Annotated in this window: 14 protein-coding genes and 1 pseudogene; 9 read left to right on the forward strand and 6 right to left on the reverse strand. The window is 67.9% G+C overall.

Annotated elements, in window-relative coordinates:
* The first annotated feature begins 106 nt into the window (after positions 1-106).
* The gene (locus ACH4FH_RS13940; RefSeq protein ID WP_398556021.1) at positions 107-1,282 is read left to right on the forward strand and encodes a ferritin-like protein; all 1,176 of its coding nucleotides are present in this window, start codon (positions 107-109) and stop codon (positions 1,280-1,282) included.
* 73 nt (positions 1,283-1,355) lie between these two features.
* Here the strand turns inward: ACH4FH_RS13940 and ACH4FH_RS13945 are convergent.
* From ACH4FH_RS13945 to ACH4FH_RS13965, 5 genes and pseudogenes are all read right to left on the reverse strand, one after another.
* Positions 1,356-1,613 (reverse strand): annotated as a pseudogene (locus tag ACH4FH_RS13945) (alpha/beta fold hydrolase); the annotation flags it as partial.
* Positions 1,606-1,710: an LPFR motif small protein gene (locus ACH4FH_RS13950; protein ID WP_398556080.1), complete on the reverse strand. Its 105-nt coding sequence runs from the start codon at positions 1,708-1,710 to the stop codon at positions 1,606-1,608. The pseudogene ACH4FH_RS13945 and the gene ACH4FH_RS13950, both read right to left, overlap by 8 nt.
* A 107-nt stretch (positions 1,711-1,817) precedes the next feature.
* Positions 1,818-2,114 (reverse strand): hypothetical protein, encoded by a 297-nt coding sequence (locus ACH4FH_RS13955; RefSeq protein ID WP_398556022.1) that lies wholly within the window; start codon positions 2,112-2,114, stop codon positions 1,818-1,820.
* Between the two features lie 153 nt (positions 2,115-2,267).
* The gene (locus ACH4FH_RS13960; protein WP_398556023.1) at positions 2,268-2,534 is read right to left on the reverse strand and encodes a sigma-70 family RNA polymerase sigma factor; all 267 of its coding nucleotides are present in this window, start codon (positions 2,532-2,534) and stop codon (positions 2,268-2,270) included.
* A gap of 323 nt (positions 2,535-2,857) precedes the next feature.
* Complete coding sequence (locus tag ACH4FH_RS13965) at positions 2,858-3,745, reverse strand: helix-turn-helix transcriptional regulator (protein ID WP_398556024.1); 888 nt, start codon at positions 3,743-3,745, stop codon at positions 2,858-2,860.
* A 223-nt stretch (positions 3,746-3,968) separates the two neighbouring features.
* On the opposite strand from ACH4FH_RS13965, the gene ACH4FH_RS13970 reads away from it, so the two are divergent.
* Complete coding sequence (locus tag ACH4FH_RS13970) at positions 3,969-4,172, forward strand: SDR family NAD(P)-dependent oxidoreductase (protein WP_398556025.1); 204 nt, start codon at positions 3,969-3,971, stop codon at positions 4,170-4,172.
* A gap of 286 nt (positions 4,173-4,458) precedes the next feature.
* Entirely contained in the window at positions 4,459-5,439 is a 981-nt protein-coding gene (locus tag ACH4FH_RS13975; protein ID WP_398556026.1) for an aldo/keto reductase, read from the forward strand.
* Positions 5,440-6,037: 598 nt separating this feature from the next.
* Here the strand turns inward: ACH4FH_RS13975 and ACH4FH_RS13980 are convergent.
* Positions 6,038-6,427 (reverse strand): hypothetical protein, encoded by a 390-nt coding sequence (locus ACH4FH_RS13980; protein ID WP_398556027.1) that lies wholly within the window; start codon positions 6,425-6,427, stop codon positions 6,038-6,040.
* Between the two features lie 407 nt (positions 6,428-6,834).
* Between ACH4FH_RS13980 and ACH4FH_RS13985 the strand changes: the two genes are divergently transcribed.
* The 6 genes from ACH4FH_RS13985 to ACH4FH_RS14010 all read left to right on the forward strand — a co-directional run bounded on the left by ACH4FH_RS13985 (position 6,835) and on the right by ACH4FH_RS14010 (position 14,672).
* Positions 6,835-9,648 carry an AMP-binding protein gene (locus tag ACH4FH_RS13985; RefSeq protein ID WP_398556028.1) on the forward strand — a complete coding sequence of 938 codons (2,814 nt, stop codon included), beginning with the start codon at positions 6,835-6,837 and terminating at the stop codon, positions 9,646-9,648.
* A 38-nt stretch (positions 9,649-9,686) separates the two neighbouring features.
* Positions 9,687-10,604: an NAD-dependent epimerase/dehydratase family protein gene (locus ACH4FH_RS13990; RefSeq protein ID WP_398556029.1), complete on the forward strand. Its 918-nt coding sequence runs from the start codon at positions 9,687-9,689 to the stop codon at positions 10,602-10,604.
* Entirely contained in the window at positions 10,601-11,041 is a 441-nt protein-coding gene (locus ACH4FH_RS13995; RefSeq protein WP_398556030.1) for a nuclear transport factor 2 family protein, read from the forward strand. Before ACH4FH_RS13990 ends, ACH4FH_RS13995 begins: the two co-directional genes overlap by 4 nt.
* A gap of 316 nt (positions 11,042-11,357) precedes the next feature.
* Entirely contained in the window at positions 11,358-12,218 is an 861-nt protein-coding gene (pheA, locus tag ACH4FH_RS14000; protein WP_398556031.1) for a prephenate dehydratase, read from the forward strand.
* Positions 12,215-12,805 carry a malonic semialdehyde reductase gene (locus ACH4FH_RS14005; protein WP_398556032.1) on the forward strand — a complete coding sequence of 197 codons (591 nt, stop codon included), beginning with the start codon at positions 12,215-12,217 and terminating at the stop codon, positions 12,803-12,805. The genes pheA and ACH4FH_RS14005 overlap by 4 nt, the downstream gene beginning before the upstream one ends.
* Positions 12,806-13,160: 355 nt before the next feature.
* Positions 13,161-14,672 carry a PepSY-associated TM helix domain-containing protein gene (locus tag ACH4FH_RS14010; RefSeq protein WP_398556033.1) on the forward strand — a complete coding sequence of 504 codons (1,512 nt, stop codon included), beginning with the start codon at positions 13,161-13,163 and terminating at the stop codon, positions 14,670-14,672.
* The last annotated feature ends 326 nt before the right edge of the window (positions 14,673-14,998 follow it).

Consider the following 14,998-nt stretch of genomic DNA (forward strand, 5'->3'; position numbering starts at 1 on the left):
TGGTGGATCCCTTGACTGAAGCCGGGCACCCCAAGATCAGAGGTGGAGGCTGCTAGCTTCGCGAACTGTCCGAGGCCCAGGAAACTGCAGCCGAGGCCAACCCATGTTGCGTACGGAGGCCGCGGTGACTGGAGCGAAGGAAAGCCCGGACGGCCCGACGGGCGCCCACCTCAAACGCCGGAGCTTCCTGGCATCAGCCGCTTTTGCAGCCGCCATGCCTGTCGCGGCCGCCAATACTGCGCAGGCTGTCGAGCTACCGGCCGACGGACCTCCCACTACGCCCGACCACTGCTCCGTGGGGCGCCTCCTCGCGGTTCCCGAGGACGTCCGCGGATCGGCCTGGATCAGGTCGGCCCTCCAGGTAGCCGTCGAACTCGAACTCGCCACAATTCCGGCCTACTTGTGCGGCTGGTGGTCCATCAAGGACCGTGGCAGCGAGGCCGCCCGGTTGATCCGACGCATCGTGGGCGACGAGATGTTCCATCTGGGTGTGGTGTCCAACCTGCTTGTCGCCGTGGGCGGGCGGCCGAAGATCAGAGACGCGGCACCCAGCTACCCCGGACCATTGCCCGGCGGTGTGCGTGACGGAGTGACCGTGTATCTGTCAGGGCTCACCAAGTCACTCGTGCATGACGTGATGATGGCGATCGAGGCTCCTGAAGCCCCGCTCGCCCAGAGCGAAGACACTTCACCCACTGTCGGCGCCTTCTACAGCGAACTGCAGAAGGCATTCCGTTCCACGGCACCTGAACTGTCAACCCGGGGGCAACTGTCCGAACACATCGGCTCGGACGCGCTGAAACCGATCGAGAACCTCGACGACGTCGAGTGGGCCCTGGAAATGGTCAAGGAGCAGGGCGAGGGCACCGCCAGTTCCCCGTCCGACACCTTCGAGGATGACCATCCAGCCCACTACTACGCGTTCGGCGAGATCTACCACGGGCGGCGACTGCGCAAGGTGGGAGGGAGATGGGAGTTCACTGGTTCGCCCATGCCCTTCCCGGATGTCCGCCCCATGGCACGAGTACCGGAAGGCGGATGGCCCGACCCCCCGGCGCACGTTCGACAACTCCTGAACAATTTCGACGCCGCTTACCACGCCGTGCTCAACTCCCTTGACCACGCCTGGGACGGAGGCGGCCCCCGCGCCTTGAGCACGGCGGTCCACGCCATGCGCGGGCTGGAGGCCCCCGCGATCGAACTGATGGAGACCGCCATTCCCGACGGCGCGGGCACCTATGGGCCCGAGTTCGGCCCACTCCCAAGCCATCCCGCCCCCTGACGGTGATGCTGTCGGAGCACGCGCACCCCGCTATGCCAGGGGCTCCGGGGCCGTCCGGCCAACACCCATTTCCTCAGAACTTCGCCGGCGCGAAGTTGTGCGTCCCGTCCGCCGGCAATTCCGGCCGACCAAGGTAGCGGGCGAGTTCACCACCGCCCATCGAGCGCGCCACGAGCATCACGTCCTGTAGATCGAGATCCGTGATGAGGTCGTTCAGATGGTCCGCAAAGGTGTCGAAATCGTAGCCGTCGTACACCGGCGTCGAGCGACCGTGACCGCGCCGGTCGTGGGCGATGCCTCGGTAGTCGGCATCGGTCACCGCCTTAGGCGCCGCCGACCAGCCTGGCCACGGCCCTGAACGGCAGGGTGACGACGGTGGCGATGGCCCCGCCGATGGACCGAAGAACATCTGCGATTGCCGTCAACAGGGTGCACCTCCCTCTTCTCCGGCGCAGAGCGCTGGATCTGGCTTGCCGCTGCACGGCCGGTCATCGGGCAGGTGGCCGAGGGCCGGCCGAGGAAACGTTCACCCAGCTCACGCTCCCTGGCGTTCCTCCACGGTTTCAAGGATCTTGGTCTGTGGCGTCCCGACCAGAGCCGGTGCGGCCTCGCTCGACGACCAGACCTTGGTCTGTAGGAGTCCGAGGAACTTCTCCGCCTCGGCGACGGTCTCGAAATCGAGATCGATCACGACGTACTGCGGATCGCCGACCGGGCGCTGGATGCGATACCTGCGTACCCCTGACTGCTGCCGGAACGCGGAGAACCGGTCGAACGCGGCCTTCCAGAGATCGAAGTCGGTGATCGCGTGTTCGACATGGAGCGTGGGCATGCTGCCTCCCGATACAGACGACGTTGCCTGTCCTTCCACTCCACGCCTGAGTGAGGCCGCCCGCGACCGGACGAGCAGACCGGGCCCCGGTCTGCGGCCGACGCCCGAACCGCCGCAGTTCCGCGTCCCTTGCCGAGGCCCAGCCCAGGGTGCTCACGCCTCGGCGAAGACGCCTTCGCGCAGGGTGGCCAGAACTCGGGCGAGAAGGCGGGAGATGTGCATCTGGGACAGGCCCATGTCTTTGCCGATCTCGGACTGTGTCATCTGCGCACCGAAGCGAAGTTCGATCAGGGTGCGCTGGCGCTCGTCCAGCTTGGCGAGGTGCGGCTTGCGGGCGTCGAGATCGAGGCGCTGTATCTCGCGGCTGCTGCGGAGGCCAGTATCGGCGGCGACTTCTACGAGGTGGTCGACACGAAGCACCAGGCGCAGTGGAGGCGGCACCCAAGGGTGCCACTGGTCGGTTCACGTGCCCCTCTCCTCTCCCCCGCCGGGACCAGGAGTGTCCGGTCCGGCCAAGTCGCAGAGTGCACCCAACGTCGGCCAACTCATTCAGGTGACTAGGACCTTTGAACTACAGGTCGGCGCACAGGTCGAGTGGTGCTCGAGCTCCGCAGATGCGGGTCACGGTGACGACGATGGTGACGCTTGCTGTACTGCCACCGGAGATCGTGCAATCTGGTCAAGGTCAATGCGCATCGACACGTACTTCGGTTCACTCAAGCCGCGATATGCGGGCGCGGAGGTCAGCCGGCAGTGTTGGGCGTCTGCTCGGGAGTGGTTGCACCGGCGGGAGACGTGCCGGTCCAGCTGGCCAGGAGGTTGATGGCTTCGGCGGCGGGTGAGGCCGGCTCCGGAGTGTAGATGACGAGGGTCTGCTCGGGGTCGTCTTCGACGGCCAGGACGACGTAGTCGAGGGTGAGGTCGCCGACGAGCGGGTGGTGCAGACGTTTGCTGCCGCTGGTATGGGCGAGGACGTTGTGGTCGGCCCACATGCGGCGGAAGGTGTCGCTGTGCAGGGACAGCTCGCCGATCAGTTCGGTGAGCTGTGGGTCGTCCGGGTGGCGTCCGGCGTACAGGCGCAAGGTGGCGACGCAGTCAGCGGCCACCCGTTCCCAGTCGGAGTACAGCGTGCCGGCGGCTTCGTCGAGGAACACGAAGCGGGCGGCGTTGCGGTCGCGGTGCGGCCGGGCTTCGAAGTCTGCGATGAGGGCGTAGCCGAGCCGGTTGGCCGCGAGGATGTCCATGCGTCGGCCCTGCACGACCGCGGGAACGCCGAGTGCGTCCAGGGCGCGGTAGAGGGCGGGGCGGACCTTTTGCGGGGCGAGGGGCCGCTTGCGGCGTGCCCGTCCGGTTGTGGGCTGGGCGAGGTCGAAGAGGTGGGCACGTTCGGTGTCGTCCAGCTGGAGGGCGCGGGCGACGGCCTCCAGGACGGCCTCGGAGACACCTTGAGTGCGTCCGCGCTCCAGGCGGATGTAGTAGTCGACACTGACCCCGGCGAGCTGGGCGACTTCTTCGCGACGCAGCCCCGGGACCCGGCGGGCCCCGGTGTGGGGCGCGACGCCGGCCTGCTCGGGGGTGATCCGGGCTCGGCGGGTGCGCAGGAACTCGCGGATCTCGCTGCTGCGGTCCATGCATCCACCGTACGGCGGGCCCGGGTGCCTTTCAGCCGGCGAGGGAGGCACTGGCAGACCCCCGGTGGAGCGGTGCTCCGTACGGGGGTCCGGACGGCGCTGTCGGGTGGTTGCCTGGGTGGCGGGGCCCTGAGCTGCACCGATCATGGCACGCGCAAGACCCTCACCTGGTGTGACGGCCTGCGGGCCGCGCCGTACATCCGGAGGAAAGGACAACGCCTTCATGGCTCCGAGACCGACCGGCAACGTCGTGCTCGTCACCGGTGCGAGCGCAGTGGGGGCGGACATCACCGACGGTTCTCAGGCTGGGGCCGCCGTGCGGCAGGCGGTGGAGCGACGCGGGCGGCTGGACGTCCTGGTCAACAACGCTGGGCTGATGCTGCTGGTCCGGTCGTCGGCGCGGATCCCAGGAGTGGGAGCGGAATGATCACGGTCACCGGCCAGGGGCCGCTCCACACGACCTATGCCGCTCCACCGCACCTGCTCAAGGCCGCCGATGAGGGGCCCGCGGTGGGCGCCGACATCGTCAACATCAGCTCGATCCCCGGCCCTCAGGCATCGGCGAATTCAGTGAGGAGCATGAGCGACTCGCCCCACTTAGATCGCCGACGGGATCGCCTACATCGTGACCCCGTCCTGGCACGCCTCGATCGCCGAGCTCCGGGACATCCCACCGACCATGCCTGACGGCCACCACGACAAGGAGCAAACCAATGAAGCACGTATCGCTGGGCGGGCTGGATGTCTCGCGCATCGGCCTGGGCGCCATGACCATGGCCGGCATCTACACCACGGGCGGGGGGCTCGACGACACCGAGTCGATCCGCACCATCCACCGGGCACTGGACCTCGGGGTCACCCACATCGACACTGCCGAGATCTACGGTCCCTTCCACAGCGAAGAGGTCGTCGGCAAGGCCATCAAGGGCCGGCGCGACGACGTCGTCGTGGCGACCAAATTCGGTCTGGTCTCGCACTCCGGCGGCGGCCCCGGCGTCATCGACAGCAGCGCCGGCAACGTGAAGACCGCGGTCGAAGGATCCCTCAAGCGGCTCGGCACCGACCACATCGACCTCTACTACCAGCACCGCGTCGACCCGAACACCCCCATCGAAGAGACCGTCGGCGCGCTGGCCGAACTGGTCAACGAGGGCAAGATCCGCCACATCGGGCTCTCCGAGGCCGGCCCCCGGACGATCCGCCGTGCGCACGCCGTGCATCCGGTGGCCGCGCTCCAAACGGAATACTCCCTGTGGACCCGCGACGTCGAGGCAGAGATCCTCCCGCTGCTACGCGAGCTCGGCATCGGGTTCGTTCCGTACTCGCCGCTCGGGCACGGCCTCCTGACCGGTCAGATCCGCTCCGTGGAGGACTTCCCCGACGACGACTGGCGCAAGACCAACCCGCGCTTCATCGGTGAGAACTTCCAGCGCAACCTGCGCATCGTCGACGAAGTACAGGCGATCGGCGCCGAGATCGGAGCAACTCCGGCACAGACCGCGCTGGCGTGGCTGCTGACCCGCGGCGACTACATCGCCCCCATCCCAGGAACCCGGCGGGTCTCGCGCGTCGAAGAGAACACGGCTGCCGACAGCGTCGAACTCACCGCCGATCAGCTTGACCTCCTGAACAACCTCACCCCTGCCTCGGGCGAACGCCACGACGAGGCGAACATGTCCAGCATCGACCGCTGACCACGCTCACTTGGTCCCTCAAATCGAGGATCAGCTCGTCTCATTCGGCGCGCCACGGTTGGATAGCCGTGGCGCGCCGAGCGTCGGTTGCGCGGCGCCCGGGTCACGACCATCTGCTGTCACCACGAGGCAGGACGACCAGTCCGAAGAAGCCCCGGACCTGGCATACACCGGAGCCGCCGCGCGCGGGGCACGCGCGCGCTCCCGGCCACGCCTACCTTAGGACCCCGGATATCACCACGTGGAGCGGCCACGGGCAAACATGACGCGACCCCGGCTCGTTGGTGTGGGATCTGCGGCTCATGCACGGGGATCTCGTAGAACTGCCGGTTCTGCGCCAGGATTTCACGAAGCAGGCCGTCCGGATCAGTAGTCTCGTGGGAATATGCACACCGGCCCGGTCGCCACACTCCCCGGACGACTGCGTCGCTCGGGCAGCGCATCGCGGAAGGCGTTCTTTCCGGCAGATTCGTCCTAACGTACTGGCAATATCACCTTTCTCGGAGGAATTCCCCCGCCGACGGGCCCGGGTGGTCTCTGGAAATTCCCGGGTCCCGCCGACGTCGCAGCTGGTTTCCCTGCCACGCTTGGAGAACGCCTAGCTGCCGAGGGCCCCCGTGGCCGCCCCGACGATCGGGGAAAGGGTGTCGTCCAGCATCTGCCCGTGGACCTTGAGGTTGCCGGCAGGATCGCTGAGCATGCTGGTCAACTCCCACGACGGGTCACTCAGGTGGTACATCTCGACGTGATGCCACAGCGCGTCCGCCGATTCGCCCACCGGGCTGGTGAGGGTGGCTGCCGGAACCGTCGTGTGGCCCGCGTGTGCGGTCGTCATCGGTGCCGCCGAAGCCGTCCCGGTGCCGGCGACCCCTATGACCGCCACCGCGGCCACCAGCGTCCCGGCGAAGCCCACCCACCGGCGGCGTGCAGTCGCGCCCGATGCAGCGGCAGAATCATGGCCTCGGTTCACGTGTCGGTAAGCACTCATGAAATACCCCTTCCTTGTGGAACGTCAATAAGCTGACGCCCTTGGGTTGCGATAAGAAGTTCAACACGATCTCAACCCCGCATGGTTTCCCTCTCGTTGCTGATCCAAGAACGGTGACTCACCGTCAAAAATTCAGCGCCTGCAGGCCCATTTAACAGTTGAGTGACTCATGGGAAATGACTGAGCAACTGAGACAGCGTCTGATCTGGGTACCGCGCCGCAATTCCCCTGCCATACGCGGGAAACCCTTCGATGCGAGAACGTGACGAAGCTCCGGGGGAAGAGGAACTGGAGAAGGGGAGTTCGCGGGTTTGCGGCCGTTCAGTACCTGCTCATCCTCGGGTGGGTCCGCCCGGTGACGCCCCGCCCGGTGCGGGTCTTTCCCTGTACTCAGGAGAGGGACGATGATGACGATTCAGGAATCTTTGCCCACCACATTTCGGGCGACCTCTCGGTCCCAGCCGGAGCGCACGCACCTCGCTGATCTGCTGATCCAGGCTGCCGAGCACTACCCGGGCAACGGGCTGCAGTATTGCCTGACGGACGATGTCGCAGAGAGCCGGCTCCAGCCTTACCCCGAGCTGCTGGACGAGGCCCGCCGGATCCTTGCGGGACTGCGTGGCCACGGCGCGGGAGCCGGCCGCAAGATCGCGCTGCTGCTGGAGCGGCCGGATGACTTCCTGCCCACCTTCTGGGCCTGTCTCCTCGGAGGCATGACCGCCTGCCCCCTCGTTCCCATCCGCAATGACCAGGAGCGGTGGAGCGCCCAACTCGCGCACGTCAACGCCCTGCTCGACGGTCCGCTGCTGGTCACCACGGCGCGGCTGCGTGACGAAATGCCCGAGGTTCCGGGCCTGGAGACAGTGGCCCTCAAGGACCTCACCGCCCACTCGGGTGACATCGCCCCCGCGGACGTGACGATCTCCGAGGCCCGCCCCACGGACGTCGCCCTGATGGTCCTCACCTCGGGGTCCACAGGCAACTCCAAGGCCGTGACGCTCACCCACGCCAACCTCCTGGCCTCCATGGCGGCGAAGGCCGAAATGCAGAGCCTCGACTCGGCGGACATCACGCTCAACTGGATCTCGTACGATCACGTCGCTGCTCTGCTGGAGGCGCACCTGCTGCCGCTGTCGGTGGGTGCGAACCAGCTGCAGACCACCCCGGACACGATCCTGGGCGACCCGTTGCGCTTCCTCCAGCTCATCGACGCGCACCGCGTGACGATGACCTTCACGCCCAACTTCCTGCTCGGTCTGATCAACCAGGCCTTGGAGCAGCTGCCCGGCGAACTACCACTGGACCTGTCCGGGCTGCGGCACATCGTTTCGGGCGGCGAGGCCAACTTGGTGGCCACCGGCGTGGCCTTCCTGGACAACCTCGCCCCGTACGGACTCGACCGTGGCGCGCTGTGGCCGGCGTTCGGCATGACGGAGACCTGCGCGGGCAGCATCTACAACCCCGACTTCCCCGAGAAGGACCTCGCCGAGGAGTTCGCGGCGGTCGGCGGCCCTGTGAGAGGCCTGACCATCCGGATAGCCGCCGAGGACGGCGGGGACGGAGTGCCCGCCGACGGCGAAGTCGGCGAGGTCCAGCTGAACGGGCCGATGGTCACCGGCGGGTACTTCAACAACGCGCAGGCCACCGAGGAGGCGTTCACCCCCGACGGCTGGTTCCGCACCGGCGACCTGGGGCGCCTCGTCGACGACAGGCTCACCCTCGTCGGGCGCAGCAAGGACAGCATCATCGTCAACGGCGTGAACTACTTCAGCCACGAGCTGGAAGCTCTCCTCGAAGACCTCGACGGCGTACGGAAGTCGTACGTCGCGGCCTTCCCGACCCGCCCCGAAGGTACTGACACCGAGCAGTTGGTGGTGGCCTTCGCGACCGCCCTCGCCCCGGACGACGAGGCCGGTCTGCATCGCCTGCTGATCGCGGTGCGCAACAGCGTCGTCATGGCGTGGGGCTTCCGCCCGGCGCTACTGCTGCCGCTGCCCGAGGACGCCTTTCCCAAGACCAGCCTCGGCAAGATCCAGCGTTCACTCATGCGAAAGCGCCTGGAGGCAGGCGACTATGCCGCGCACCGGGCGGCGGTCGACGATGTGGTCACCCTCCACCTCGGGGGGTACGTCGCCCCGGAGGGTGAGACCGAGCAGGCCCTGGCAGGGATTTACGCGGAGCTTTTCGACATGGCGCCCGGGACGGTCAGTGCCACGGCAAGCTTCTTCGACCTGGGTGGCACCTCGCTGGACATCCTGCGGATGAAGCGGCTGGTGGGCATCCGGCTCGGCGCCGTGGACCTGCCGGTCCTCGCCATCCTCACCGCGCCGAGCGTCCGCGAGCTGGCCAAGCGGCTCACGTGGCGTGAGGACGCCGAACCGGCGGCGTACGACCCGATCGTCCCTCTGCAGAGCAGTGGCGACAAGACGCCGCTGTTCTGCGTCCATCCGGGCGTCGGCGAGGTTCTCGTCTTCGTCAACCTGGCCAAGTACTTCGTCCAGGAGCGCCCCTTCCACGCGCTGCGGGCGCGCGGCTTCAACCCCGGGGAGAAGCCCTTCGAGTCCTTCGACGAAATGGCCCGTACGTACGCCGCCGCCATCCGCGAAAAGCAGCCGCACGGCCCGTACGCGCTGGCCGGCTACTCCTTCGGCTCTGCGGTGGCCTTCGAGATCGCCAAGATCCTTGAGGCCGAGGGCGAGCGGGTCGACTTCGTGGGCAGCTTCAATCTCCCGCCACACATCAAGTACCGCATGGACGAGCTCGATTACATCGAGACCGCGGTCAACCTGGCGATGTTCCTGGAACTGATCTCCAAGCAGCAAGCCGCGGAGCTGCCCGCGCAGCTGCGTCCGCTCGGCAAGGACGAGCAGCTCAAGCACCTGATCGCGATCTCCCCGCCGGAGCGGTTGACCGAACTGGACCTCGACCTGCCCCGGTTCACGGCCTGGGCCGACCTCGCCGACGGCCTGACCGGACTGGGCCGCACGTACCACCCGAGCGGCACCGTGCGCTCGATGAGCGTCTTCTACGCGATCCCGCTGCGCGGAACCAAGGAGGACTGGCTCAACGACGAGCTGCGCCGCTGGGACGAGCACACCCGCGAGGAGAACCGCTACCTCGACGTGCCCGGCGAGCACTACACGCTCATGGGCCCCAAGCACGTCGCCACCTTCCAGAGCATCCTGCGGTCCGAGCTCGACCGCTCCCTCAACGGCAAGTAAGCCCAGGAGGCACTACTTTGACGCACGGTAAGAAAATCTTGATCACTGGTGGCACCGGTCAGGCGGCCCGCCCGGTCGCGGAGGCCCTCGCCGCTGACAACGAGGTCTGGTGCCTCGGCCGTTTCGCCACCCCCGGTGTCGAGGGCGAGCTGCGCGCCCAGGGCATCACGACGTACCACTGGGACATGGGCGAGGACACCCTCGACTCGCTGCCCGACGACTTCACCCACGTCATGCACTCCGCGGTCCACCGGGGCTACGACGGTGACTTCGACACCGCCATCGAGGTCAACTCGGTTGCCGTCGGAAGGCTCATGACCCACTGCCGCAAGGCGGAGGCGTTCCTGCACGTGTCAACCGGCGCGTTCTACAAACGCCAGACGCTCGACCATCAGTACAAGGAGACCGACCCGCTGGACGGCGTGGCGGACTGGCTGCCGACCTACCCCGTCTGCAAGATCGCGGCGGAGGGCACCGCCCGCGCGTACGCCCGCACGGTCGGCGTACCCACCACCATCGCGCGCCTCAATATTTCGTACGGCCCGGCCTCCTACGGCGGCGTGCCCGTCATGTACTTCAAGAAGATGCTGGCCGGCGAGCCCCTCCAGATTCCGCTCGAAGGCCAGAACTGGGCGTCGCTGATCCACACCGACGACCTCGTGCACCAGGTCCCGCTGCTGTGGGGCATCGCGAGTACGCCCGCGACGATCGTCAACTGGGGCGGTGACGAGCCGGTTGGCATGACCGACTGCGTCGAGTACATGTCGGCGATCACGGGGGTCGAGGCGAAGGTCGACAAGACCGACGTCACCCGCGAGACGTACGCCTTCGACAGCACCAAGCGGCGGTCGCTGATCGGCGACTGCACCGTCGAGTGGCACGACGGCATCCGCCGCACGCTGCGGGCGCACTTCCCCGACATCACCCTGAAGGACGCGAAGAAGGTATCCGTGTGAGCCCCACCGACGCGGAGAAGCGGATACGGGCCGCATACGAAGCCTTCCACCGCCGGGACATCGACGCCATCCTGTCCTGCTTCGACCCCGGGGTCGTCTGGGTGCACCCCGACGGGATGCGCGAGGTGGGCCTGGGCGGGCCCAAGCACGGGCACGACGGCATACGCGAGTTCCTCACTCGCGTGCCCGGCGTGCTCGGCGGAATGATCCTCGACCCGCACGAGTTCCTGGTCGACGGCGACCGGGTGATGGTGCTCGGGGATCGGGAGGTCACCTCCCGCGACGGGCGGAAGGCGACCTTGCGGTTCGTCCACTCCTGGACACTCGGCAAGGACGGTTCGGCCGTGCACTTCGAGGACTACTTCGACACCGTCGAGATGTTCCGCCTGATGGACCCGGACTCGGTCCGCGTCCCGCAGCCCGGAGCGGGCGCATGAGCCGCGGCGCTGTTCTTCGCCCGGCTGTGGGCCGCCAAGGAGGCCGGTGCTCACCTCTCGACCGGCGATGGGCTGCGGGTCTGTCGGAGCGGCACGGTGGCATCGGCTCGACGCGGTCTGCGCTGGTGGCTGCGGTGCGCGAGGCCTGGCACCGGTGTCCTGGCTGTGTGGCCCGGAACTCAGCGCAGGTGGGCTGGTGGGCGAGCGGTACACCACGTTGTGCGACCCGCGCCAGGGCGGTCGCCGTGACCGAGCCCGGGGCGCTCCCCCTGGCCGGACCTGCTGGACCTACCCACACCAAGGAGGTTCCGTCCCGATGCCCACCGCATATCTGGGCCCGTCCGGTTCGTTCACCGAAGCCGCGCTCTCAGGCCTGAAGGTTCCGTCCGGCGAGGCCGTGCCGTACCCGAGCGTCCGCCAAGCGCTCGATGCCGTCCGCAGGGGGGCCGCGGATGCCGCGGTCGTGCCGTGGGAGAACTCCGTCGAGGGGGCCGTCACCGCCTCCGTCGACGCCCTCGCGCACACCGGCGACCTGTGCATCACCGGCGAGACACTGCTGCACGTCCAATTCGCGCTCGCCGTGCCACAGGGCGGCTCGCTCTCCTCGGTACGCCGGGTGCTGACACATCCGCACGCCCACGCGCAGTGCCGCACCTGGATCGAAACCCGCCTCCCGCACGCTGATTTCGTCGCGTCCGCCTCGACGGCGCAGGCCGCCCGCGAGGTGGGGAACTCGCGTACTCCTGGTACCGCCGCCATCGCCTCGCCGAAAACGCTCACGGCATACGGTCTCGACGTCGTCGCACAGGACATAGGGACCCGGTCGGATGCGGTGACCCGCTTCGTAAAGGTCACCCGACGCAATAGGCGGTCCTCTCCGACCGGGGCGGACCGCAGCACCCTGGTCGTGCCGCTGGCGGGCAAGGTGAGCGACCTCCACGACGTACTACTTGAATTCGTCCGCACATCCGTGCCGTTGACGTCGGTGCTGTCCAGGCCCAGCGGTGTCGGCTTCGGTGGCTACTCCTTCCTCCTCGAATGCGAGGGCCATATAGACGAGCCCTCCGTCGGTTCGGTCGTCGCGGCCCTGCGCCGGCGCAACGGCCACATCAATTTTCTCGGCAGCTATCCACGTGCCATATCGAATAGTGCTCCTACACGAGGTGAAACGTTGTGACTTCCCTACTCCCCACTGACGCGCAGGACCTTCTCTTCAAGCAGGCCCACACCGCACACACGTACACCGACGAGCCGGTGAGCGACGAGCAGGTCAACACCATCCACGAGCTGATCAAGAACGCCCCGACCTCGCTCAACAGCCAGCCACTACGAGCCGTCCTGATCCGCAGCGACGAGGCACGCACACGACTGGTTGAGCGGATGGCACCCGGCAACCAGCCCAAGGTGCGCCAAGCCCCGCTCGTTGTCGTCCTCGCAGCCGACCTCGAATTCCACGAGACGCTGTCCAAGGTCGCGCCGCACGTACCGAACGCCCGCGACTTCTTCGTCGACGAGACCATGCGGCATGACACCGCCGTGGTCAACGCATCTCTCCAGATCGCCTACTTCATCGTGGGCGTGCGGGCTGTCGGCCTCGCCATCGGCCCCATGGCGGGCTTCGACGCCAAGGCCGTCACCGAGGAATTCTTTCCCGGCGGACACCACCGTGCGCTGGTCGTGGCGGCTGTCGGGCACCCAGGCCCGGACGCCTTCCGCCCCCGCGCTCCCCGCCTGGAATACGACGAGGTATTCCGGAGCGTCTGACAAGACACGGCATGTGGACGGGGCCGGGCAGGCGGGACGGCCGCAGGGCCAAGTGCCGGCGTGCGCAACGGCAGCGCTCATGGAGGGATGAGGGGAGGCAGCCGCGCGGAGACGCCGGTAATCCGCCTGCCACCCACCACGGCAGAGGTTGCGCGGACATCAGCGCGTGGCCCAGAGCCGCCGTCGTCACGCACACGCCGCGAAGACCGCGGCAGGAGCAGGGCCCATCTCCAGGACCCGTCCAGTGGGTCACCTCACGCGTCACTGCGGGAACTCACGTATCCGTTTGTCCGACCTTCTGGAAGCGGCACGGCAGCGGACCGCGCCACTTCACCTTCGAACAGGGAGCGCCCGCGTGCCCACTGAACAACGTCTCGCGTCGAGCGCTACGGACGATGCCCGGGACACTGCCGACTCGGGCGGGCAACAGCCTGCCGTACGACGGGCCGGATGGTCCGCCCTTCGCCCGTTGGTGCTGCGGCTGCACTTCTACGCAGGCGTTCTCGTGGCGCCCTTCCTCCTTGTCGCTGCCGTCACCGGGCTGCTGTACGCGGGCTCGTTCCAGGCGGAGAAGATGGTCTACGCGCACGAGCTGAACGTCCCGGTCGGTACGCGCACGTTGCCGCTGTCGCAACAGGTCGCTGACGCCCGCAAGGCACACCCGGAGGGCAAGATCGCCGCCGTGCGGCCAGCGCCGCAGCCAGGGGACACCACGCGTGTCCTGCTCTCCGGCGTGCCGGGTGTGTCCGCCGACCACCAGCTCGCGGTCTTCGTCGACCCGCACACCGGCAGCGTCCGGGGAGCGCTGGAGACGTACGGCTCCACCGGCGCACTGCCGCTACGCACCTGGCTCGACGAACTCCACCGCGACCTGCACCTCGGGGAGAACGGCCGCCTCTACAGCGAACTGGCCGCCAGCTGGCTGTGGGTGGTCGCCGGCGGCGGCCTCGCGCTGTGGATCGGTCGGAAGCGGACCAACCGCAAGCTGCGGGCCCTCGCCCTGCCGGACCGCACCGCCACCGGACGGCGCCGGACGCTGTCGTGGCACGGCGCGGTCGGGCTGTGGGCCGCGGCCGGCTTCGTCTTCCTGTCCGCGACCGGTCTGACCTGGTCCGCGTACGCCGGAGCCAACATCGATACATTCCGGCAGTCGCTGGGACAGGCGACCCCGACCCTTTCGACGGCGACGGCGACGGCCGAGGACCATGCCCACCACGGAGACTCCGCAGGGATGGCGGGGATGCCGGACATGCCTGGGATGGGCGGGAAGAAGGGCGGCGCGTCGGGATCCGCGTCCTCGCCTTCGGATGTGGGGATCGACGCGGTACTCAAGGCGGCCCGTGCCGAGGGGCTGTCCAACCCCGTCGAGATCGGCCTGCCGACGGGCAAGGGCACTGCGTACACGGTCAAGCAGGTGCAGCGCAGTTGGCCCGAGAAGCAGGACGCCGTCGCCGTGGACCCGGCCACGGGAAAGGTCACCGACGTCTCGCGCTTCGCCGACTACCCGGTGCTGGCCAAACTCAGCCGCTACGGCATCGATCTGCACACCGGCACGCTGTTCGGCATCGTCAACCAGATCGCGCTCGCCGCGCTCGTCCTCGCGCTGATCTTCCTGATCGTCTGGGGCTACCGGATGTGGTGGCAGCGACGGCCCACCCGCGATCGTGGCCTGTCCTTCGGTCGTCCGATTCCGCGCGGCGCCTGGCGGCAGATTCCACTGCCCGTGCTCCTTCCGCTCACGCTCGTCACCGCCGTGGTGGGCTGGGCGGTCCCGTTGCTCGGCATCTCGCTCGTCGGGTTCCTGGTCGTGGACGTCGCTCTCGGTGTGCTCGCGCGCCGGCGTCGCGTCCCGGTCGCTGCGGACTAGCCTTCCTCGCCGCATGCACGGCCGCCGCCTGGGAACGGGAACGATCTGCTTGATCGCTGTGTCCCGATCACGCTCAACCAGACGCCCTGGTCGTCGGTCTGGTCGTTTCGCAGCTGGCGATACGGGTCCGGCGGCTGGAGGTGGCTGTCGTCACCGACGCCGAATACCTGTCCCGCCTGCAGGAGACCGCTCAGCTAGCGGGGGGCGCATCCTCCCAGGCCCTCGTCGACCACGTTCGGCGTGAGCTTACCGACCTTCTTCACCTCAAGGGCTGCCGGTTCGAATACGGAAAGCTGATGGGGAACCCCCCGCGGATGGAGCACGAC

The sequence above is a fragment of the Streptomyces sp. NPDC017993 genome, assembly GCF_044328065.1.
In the GTDB taxonomy this organism is placed as follows: domain Bacteria; phylum Actinomycetota; class Actinomycetes; order Streptomycetales; family Streptomycetaceae; genus Streptomyces.